The 8,245-nt window shown below is 43.3% G+C and carries 5 protein-coding genes and 2 pseudogenes; 2 read left to right on the top strand and 5 right to left on the bottom strand.

What is annotated here, in order from left to right:
- Window positions 1-99 precede the first annotated feature (99 nt).
- Window positions 100-370 (bottom strand): annotated as a pseudogene (locus AB4238_RS16990) (integrase core domain-containing protein); the annotation flags it as partial.
- Window positions 371-380: 10 nt separating this feature from the next.
- Here AB4238_RS16990 and AB4238_RS16995 point away from each other — a divergent pair.
- Window positions 381-893, top strand: a pseudogene (locus tag AB4238_RS16995) (transposase); the annotation flags it as partial.
- A gap of 329 nt (window positions 894-1,222) precedes the next feature.
- Here the strand turns inward: AB4238_RS16995 and AB4238_RS17000 are convergent.
- The 4 genes from AB4238_RS17000 to AB4238_RS17015 form a co-directional block, all read right to left on the bottom strand.
- A complete protein-coding gene (locus AB4238_RS17000) occupies window positions 1,223-2,284 on the bottom strand; it encodes a DUF2955 domain-containing protein (RefSeq protein WP_372034507.1) in 1,062 nt (353 codons plus the stop codon).
- Window positions 2,285-2,465: 181 nt separating this feature from the next.
- Window positions 2,466-3,203: an HlyD family secretion protein gene (locus AB4238_RS17005; protein ID WP_372034512.1), complete on the bottom strand. Its 738-nt coding sequence runs from the start codon at window positions 3,201-3,203 to the stop codon at window positions 2,466-2,468.
- A gap of 15 nt (window positions 3,204-3,218) precedes the next feature.
- Window positions 3,219-3,416 carry a hypothetical protein gene (locus AB4238_RS17010; protein WP_372034508.1) on the bottom strand — a complete coding sequence of 66 codons (198 nt, stop codon included), beginning with the start codon at window positions 3,414-3,416 and terminating at the stop codon, window positions 3,219-3,221.
- A gap of 305 nt (window positions 3,417-3,721) precedes the next feature.
- Window positions 3,722-7,003, bottom strand: coding sequence for a S41 family peptidase (locus tag AB4238_RS17015; RefSeq protein WP_372034509.1), 3,282 nt, complete (start codon window positions 7,001-7,003; stop codon window positions 3,722-3,724).
- Between the two features lie 813 nt (window positions 7,004-7,816).
- Between AB4238_RS17015 and AB4238_RS17020 the strand changes: the two genes are divergently transcribed.
- Window positions 7,817-8,230 (top strand): hypothetical protein, encoded by a 414-nt coding sequence (locus tag AB4238_RS17020; protein ID WP_372034510.1) that lies wholly within the window; start codon window positions 7,817-7,819, stop codon window positions 8,228-8,230.
- Window positions 8,231-8,245 lie beyond the last annotated feature (15 nt).

Below are 8,245 nucleotides of genomic sequence, written 5' to 3' on the forward strand. Positions count from 1 at the left end.
TTTATACTGATTGGTATCAAGCCCCACCAGCTCATCTTGGGCATTATAAAATGAGAACGGTACTTGAATGGAATTATAGCCCACTCTTAATTATTCAAGTCAAGCACAACCGGACACCTGACTTTGTAATTTCACATAGTTGATTGGTGTTAAATCTCCGAGCGTTGTATGTAATCGTTCATGGTTGTAATAACGAATATATTTTTCAACATCTTGCTTCATGGTTTCCCGCGTGAAACGCACCATATTTAACAACCACCCATGCTTCAAAACGTTCAACTACAGCATTATCCAAACAGGCTCCAACACAGCTCATAGACGCTAATATTCCGTTTTCAGTTAGTAAACTTTGGAACTGTTTACTCGTATATAGCGAGCCTCAAGATATCAATAAACACGTTGAGGATATGTACGGCATAAACGTCTCAAGCGGCACGATAAACAGTGTAACAGATAAGCTCCTCCCTGAACTTAAAGCCTGGCAGCAACGCCCATTAGACAGTCATTACCCGATTGTTTGGCTTGACGCTATCCACTATAAAGTCAAAGAAGATGGCCGTTATATCAGCAAGGCTGTTTACACTCTTTTGGCGTTGAACATGCAGGGGAAGAAAGAGATATTAGGACTTCATTTATCTGAAAATGAAGGGGCTAATTACTGGTTATCCGTGTTGACCGACCTTCATAATCGCGGTGTTAAAGATATCCTAATAGCTTGCATCGATGGGCTAACGGGCTTTCCTGAGGCGATAGCGACTATCTTCCCTGAAACAGAAACTCAGCTGTGCGTTATCCATCAAATCCGTAATTCTATGAAGTATGTCGCTTCCAAGAACCAAAAAGCCTTTATGGCAGATTTAAAGCCTGTCTATCGAGCGGTAATTCGCGACTCCCAGGCTTTAACCCAAGAGTAAAGCGCTACATCACTCGTTTTGGTTAATGTTCTTAGCGCTTCGCCGCTTTTGTTAACCTCATGATCATAGGTAATCGATAAGCCTATCGCACCGACAAGTTGTAATATAAGCCCGAAAACCAACAATGACAGTGCGGCATACACACGGTTTTTACTTAGTTTGAGAAAGGTAGATATATCTTGATTGACAACGCGTTTGAGCTGTATAAACAGCCAAATAGTAATAGCCCGATAAAGATATGATCCATTACCTATAAACTCCATGCTATTGGTGCAAATAAAATTATTTGCACTTAATCTATTGTCAACTTAAAGGCTGTCTCTCTTCTTTAAGAACTTCCAATCTCTCGATTCTAAATAAAAAGAAGCGAATATCATGTACACACCAACTAAGAATAGCTGCAAGATCCGCAGATAAAAGTTAACCGCAACATCTTTATCTGTGGAAGAAACCGTTGAGCCAACAACCACGAATAAAGCCGACAAAATCCCCGAAAATAATGGTGCCTTAGCGGGTTCAGCGTAGATCTTTTGCCCAAATATTAGTGCTGCTAACATCGACATACCTATGTAAAATGGCAGTTCAGGAACAATCGTCAACAAGTTATAGAACACTATCGCCAGTGCTCCACCAATGCCGTTGGTAACCAACAAAAAAAGACTCACTTTGATACTCTTTGCCCCTGCAGCCTGCAGCGACAAAATGGCAATAAAGATCATGGTTAGTAGTGCGCCAGAGATCTCTAAAAAGTAAAAAAAACAGATAACAGGAAACGCTAGAATGAGGGCTCTAAATGCTTCATGAGCACGTTCATCATGACTTTGCTCTGCATTGGCGAGTGACTCTTTCTCTGGAGATAGATCGGGGAGTAAAACATGTAATAAAGCAAAAATAGCAACCGCTACGACTCCTGAAAAACTGAGTCCGACCCCAACCATCAGCGATGCGCCCGGCTCCAATAGCCCAAGATAAGGTAATAACAGCGTTGCGACGATAAAAATCGTCGTAAAGAAATTCCATTTAGGGCTACTAAACAGGTAATAGCCCCACAACATCATCATCGCCAATAATGGCAGTAACACCGCAGGGTATTGTGTGGGTCCGAAACTGACTAGCCAAGCAATTGCGATCGTACAAATCATTGAGATGAGTAACTCGTATACTGTTTGCACTGTAGGCTCTTGTCTGTCGACCAAAAACTTAGCAACAAATACCGGTATAATAAACGCTAGCGGCCAAGCCCAGATAGAAGAAACTGCGACCGCAAGACCTATTCCCAGAGTAAACCTGAGCACTCGTCGAGTATAAATGGCCTCTTCAAGTGCCGCTTTTTCAGCGTTAGCAATAAGCTCCTGAGCTTTATCTGACATAAGAAAACCAGCTCACAATTCTGATCCAAGCACGGCCAAATAAGTTTATCATTGAATTATTTTTGGTATAAACGATGACATCTACTTGGCCGCCTACACGTCGCAGCCCGACCGCTTCATCTTTTGATAATACTATGGTGACAGGGAAGCGTTGTGACTGCCTAAGCCAGCCAGTTTGGCCTTAGATCTGAGCAAGTTTGCCCGTTTGTTCACTCTGTCCCCAGTCTATACCGTAGTCAATGTTACCCACCTTTGCTTTAAACACTTGGCCTGGCGCATAATCTAGCGCGAATTCGACCTCATCACCGGCAGTTATGTTGCCTAAACTATTTTCTCTGAAATACGCTTCAATCCAGACATCTTCTGAAGAGATAAAGGTCATAATAGGCTGACCAGCGCTAGCATATATCCCCTCTTTCAACCTAAAGTTAGACGCTACGCCGTCAGTAGGCGCTGTAATGGAGGTGCGCTGCAAATTTAATTGTGCCTGCTCTAAACTGAGTAATGCCGATTTAATGCTGGTGTTATTCTCTCCCTGAGCACCTAAACGCTCTTCAGCTTTGGCCAAATCTGCTTTTGCGCTCGCAACCCCAGCCTCTGCTTTAGTCAACTCGGCACGAGCATTATCAGCATCAGCTTGCGACATAACCTGCTTTTCAACCATGGTGAAAATTCGCCTAGACTGAACCTGCGCATTTTTATAATTGGCAACGGCATTGGTCACTTTGGCTTGTGCAGCAGTGACATTTGATGTTTGGGCACCAACATTTTGTCCCGCTTTCTTTAAAGATTCTTCGGCTTGATTTAATGCAATCTCATAGTCAGTAGTATCTATTTTAGCTAGTACATCCCCCGCTCTAATTAGCGTGTTGGGAGTTGCTAATATCTCTACGATTTCACCTGAGACTTGCGGACTAATCGGTACGACATAGCCTCAAATGCGGCCTAAATCGGTGGAGGGAATAAAACGGTCGGCGATTAAGTGGAATACAAATAAAAAACTAACAACAATCAAAATAATGTTGGTTGCCTTACGAATTTTACTGTTCTTTTTGTCCTCTGTAGGGCTGGTCTCTACCTTGGCACTATCACTTGCAGAGACTTCTTCAGGCGTACCCTTTTGTTCAGTCATATTGTTCCGTATCCCTAACCGATGCAGTTGCTTAAAACACTCACTATATTTAACCTGTTCAGTGTTAAAAACACTTAAAATTCAATATCTTTTAGAAATAAGCTTAGCTTACGCTCTATCACATCATTAAATCAGCGGATTGAGTCTTAGAGCCATGTCTGAATTTTAGATTTTAAGGCAGGAATGTTGTCGGCGGGGTTGGCGATGAGCCTTGTAACACCGCAATAAAATGAGCGTTATCAACCTGGGAACTGCTTGGCCAATAACGCTCTAAACTCATCAAAATTGTTTGACACTAAATCAAGTTAGTGTGCTCGCTTTACATCCTCTGCCATACCTCTTGCAGGTAGAGCTTTAGGTTTGAAATCCTCTACAGCTTGTTTCTTTAGCGCTTGCTTAAGGTAGTCCAACGCTTTTTCAAGTTGCGCATCTTTACCGGTAAAGGTTGCATATGGCAGGTTATCAACTTCGATATCAGGGCTGACGCCACGTCCTTCAATAATCCAGCTACCGTCCATTGCATATTGTGGATACTCAGCAACTCGCGCCATTCCTTTATCAGTCAAAGAGTTACGGCCAGACAACCATACGCCGGCTCCCGTAGTTTGCTTACCTATAAGCGGAGCAATACCCAGTGCTTTAACTCCAGCAGAGAAGGTCTCACCGTCTGAATAAGTCAGCTGATCGGTCAGTACGACTAAGTGACCGTTAAAGGTTTGCTGCATATTGCCAGATGGAGTGCCGTGGGTTGGCGCCCAAAATGCCCATGTACGTCTAAGCAATTTCTCAATAATCCAACTGTCGATATTACCGCCTCGGTTACGACGAACATCAATAATGAGCCCCTGTTTATCATAATTCGCGTAGAACTCACGAGCAAAGCTGGCGATATCACCACTGCCCATCGCATACAGGTGCAGGTAACCGAACTTACCGTCACTTGCTTTACTAACTTCATGACTGTTGTGGTTAACCCAGTCTTGATACCTTAATTTTGCATTCGCTGATGCGGTGACAGGCTTTACAATTGTCTGATGGGTGTTACTGCCGCGTTTAAGCTCTAGCAGTACCTGTTTAGTACTTTGGTTACGAATAAGGCGCGTAACATCAGCGATATTCGTCAGCTTTCGACCGTTTATCGCGACAATAATGTCACCCACTTTAGCATCAACACCCATCTGTTTTAGTGGCGCCGCTTGCTTAGGCAGTTCAGGATCGCCTTGATAAATATGCTCAATCACCACCCCTGCTTTTGTTTGCTCCAAACGCGCACCTAAACTTGCAGATTTAGCCTTGTTGGGATCTTTGGCAAAATCGCCGCCACGCACTTGCGAGTGCAGCGAATCTAACTCGCCCATCATCATCTTGAAAATATCATTGAGCTCATGACGGTCAGTTAAACGATCCACCAACGGTTGGTATTTCACTTTAGCTTGCTGCCAATCGACACCACGCATTTTCTTGTCATAGAACGAATCTCGGTGCATTAACCAGGCATCTTCAAACATCTGCTGCCATTCAGCGGTTGGTTGAATGGCCAGCTGCCAATTGTTTACCTGGACTTTGGCGTTATCGAGTTCTTTAGGTAGCTTGTCGCCCGCATCAACAATCAACATCTCTTTACCCTGCTTTGATTGTTTGCGAATAAACAGCTTTTTACTGTCGTCAGACAAGCTATATGAACCCACATCCTTTGAGAACGTTTCGACCTTAGGACTTAGCGGATTAAACTTAACCACCTTCAAAGAAGACTTACGGCTTCCCACATTTCTATCAAGTAGGTAGAACTTATCCTCACCGAGCTGCAGTGATGAATAGTTACCTGCTGCGACTGGCACTTGCCATAATCTGGCCGATAAACCATCCCAGTCAACTTGGGTTCTAATCTCGTCATCACTGTCTTTTTCAGGCTCACTCAGCAACTCATTGGGCTTTTGAAACGCAAAACGTGCTTTGGAGTTTAGGGCTATAGCAAACACTTCAGTGCGCTTATTAAACATTGGCCCCATGTTTCTGTCACCCCATGGAGAGCTTGGCGTAGAGACAAATTTGCGGTTTGAGAGAAAATAAAGCCAGTCGCCATCTTTACTGAAACTGGGCGAGAATGACTCATACTTATCTGTGGTGAGTGCTTGTGCTTTGTTTTTATCTAAAGAATACAACACAATTTGGGTGCGATTTTTCCCCATCTCAGCTTTGGTAAGCGCGATAAACTGACTGTCTCCCGACCAAACGATATCGGCGTACGGTCCAAGCCCTTCCCCCTGGGTAATGATTTTCTTATCGCGTCCTTTCTTTAAATCTAATAGCCAAACATTACCGTCATAATCATCATGAGCCAAATAACGACCGTTAGGCGACAGGTGCAGATCCATACGTAATGCTTTGCCGTTTTCGGTTAACTGCTTACGTTTATCACTGCCATCGGCGGCAAATTGCCATATCTCCTGCTCACCGCTAATGTCACTTATGCCGTATACCCACTGGCCATCTTTACTCATAACCGCATTGCGCACTCGACTGTCTGCAGGTACTGTCAGCTGTACCAATCTTTGACCATCCGTTGAAGCGATGGCGACTTGGCTACGAGCGGTGATCACAACTCTGTCGTTTTGCGGTGTAAATCTTGTAGATGTTGCATACTTCATCGGATCGTTGACCCAATGTTCTCGTTTATGCGAAAAATCTGAAATCAATTCAATATCAACAGCTTGCTCTTTATTCGATGCAATATCGAATAACTTAATATCGGCGCCCTTCTGGAATACAATACGCCCTTCATTAAGTTTGGCACTTCTCACTTGCCACTCTTTATAATGTGTATGTTGCTGTAGATCTTTGCCATCAACTGACATTGACCAGATATTGTCATTACCGTCACTATCGCTGATAAAGTACACACGAGACTGCCACAACATGGGTTGCCTGACTGAGCCGTCGTGGGTAGCCGCTAATTGCTGCGCTTCTTGTTGCTCACCCAACTTAAAACGCCAAAGCTCTCCTTTAGCGCCGCCTCGATAGACTTTGGCATTATCACCGGTAGTTTGCAGGCCAAAACGAGTGAAATAAACATATTCATTTTGCTCATCAATAACCCCTTCGATAGCATCGGCAAGCGGTAAATCTGTTGTTACCAGACTTGTAGGGTCGACAGTACGTAATACCCAGTAATTTGCTGGACCAAATGCATTATCAGTGGCGTACAGAATTTTTCCATCACGGGTCCAGCCTTGCACTCTCACTCGAGAGTTTTCAAAGCTGACTCGCTTGGCTTGACCACCGTCAATTGCAATAACGTAAACCTCTGATGAACCTTCATAGTTCGCTACATAAGCAACAGATTGACCATCAGGAGAAATAGTCGCTCCCAACTCTTCAGCTGGTAAACTGGTTAAACGTCGGGCTTTCGACTCTGTTAGGTTTTTAGTCCAAAGATCGCCTTCAGCAGTAAATACTAATGTTTGTTGGTTCAATGCCGGTGCGCGAAAATAGCCTGCTTTATCACTAGAGTCAGAGGCAAATGAGGGAGAAATATTAATTGTGCCCAGAGCTAACATGCAACATGCAAGTGAGTGCCGAAGTTTCATCGAAGAGGCCATCCTATTGTAATTATTCTAAATGGGAGCGATAGAGGCAAACAAAGTAGCAAACTTTTGATTAACCTTCAGCAAAATAAATATAAAGAATTATTAGCAAATGTGTCTTATATCAGTAGGTATACCCGTTCTACCTGAAGATGCAGGATTCAGTGGGGATTTAATGGACTTTAATCACGGCATTGATTGCCGCCAATCGTCATTCCCTTAGTAAAATCAATAACACTGAGTAAAGTCCATGCTTTTCTATAAGTCGTTGATCTACTCAGGGTGTTTTTAGCGAGCTAATTAAAGGCGGATCATTGACATAATGGCTGTTCCCTTTTGCACTTATCCAACACTGAAATAGGAAGCTAAAACACTCCTTACAGGCGAGTTTTAGCGAATCTAATGCTGCGTTAATGAGCTTGAACGTAGAACAACTATGTACTTCACTCACTGCAAACCACATGGCCTAGCATGTTCCAGACATGCTTAAGGCATTCCCTCCATCCTTGGAGATCAGATGTGGTGAATGTCATTCATGCACGACTATATGGATATAGGAGGTAGAGTAACGCAGGAGCTGTTATCGAGGAGCAATTAATGACCTTGCCTCAACACCGCTAAACGCCCGCTGAGCGATCAAATCATTGTCGCGATTGGTATTATCGCTATTTGAGAGTTAGCAACTATTAGCAACTATCTACTACGCTTGATAGGTCAGCACTTACTTTTTAACTAACACCTTGTATTGGCTCAGGCCTGTTGATCTTTAAAACAAAAATAATCGTGAAAGCTCAATAACCCTAATGAAGGATAATAATGACCTCTGAATATCTGCGTCCCTCCTTAAGGGATGCTCCCCGAGTCCATAAAGAGCTACTGGATATGCCAAGCAAGTATGCCGATAGTTACAGTGAATCACAGCTTATCTATTTCCGGCTAGCATTGATTGGTAAACCGTGGCAGCAACACTTTATCGATAATCGTGGCACCTTCTATTTTCCGTTTGTCGGCTGGCGTTTTTTCTATGTGTTCCTTTTAGGTAGAAACAAACGCGCATTGAATCGCAAGGAAAAACAGGTATCTATGGTCGTTTTCATCCTCTCTATTGCTGGCTTTATTATGCTGTCTATGGTTCTTGGCTTGCTGCTACTTTATTTACTAAAATCAGCATTAGGCATTGATCTGTTTGAGGGTACGTCTCTTGGGATCTGGGATTGGTTCAATGAGTAATGCCAATTGCATTAA

Origin of the sequence: Shewanella sp. 10N.286.45.A1 (genome assembly GCF_041470405.1) — a bacterium.
In the GTDB taxonomy this organism is placed as follows: domain Bacteria; phylum Pseudomonadota; class Gammaproteobacteria; order Enterobacterales; family Shewanellaceae; genus Shewanella.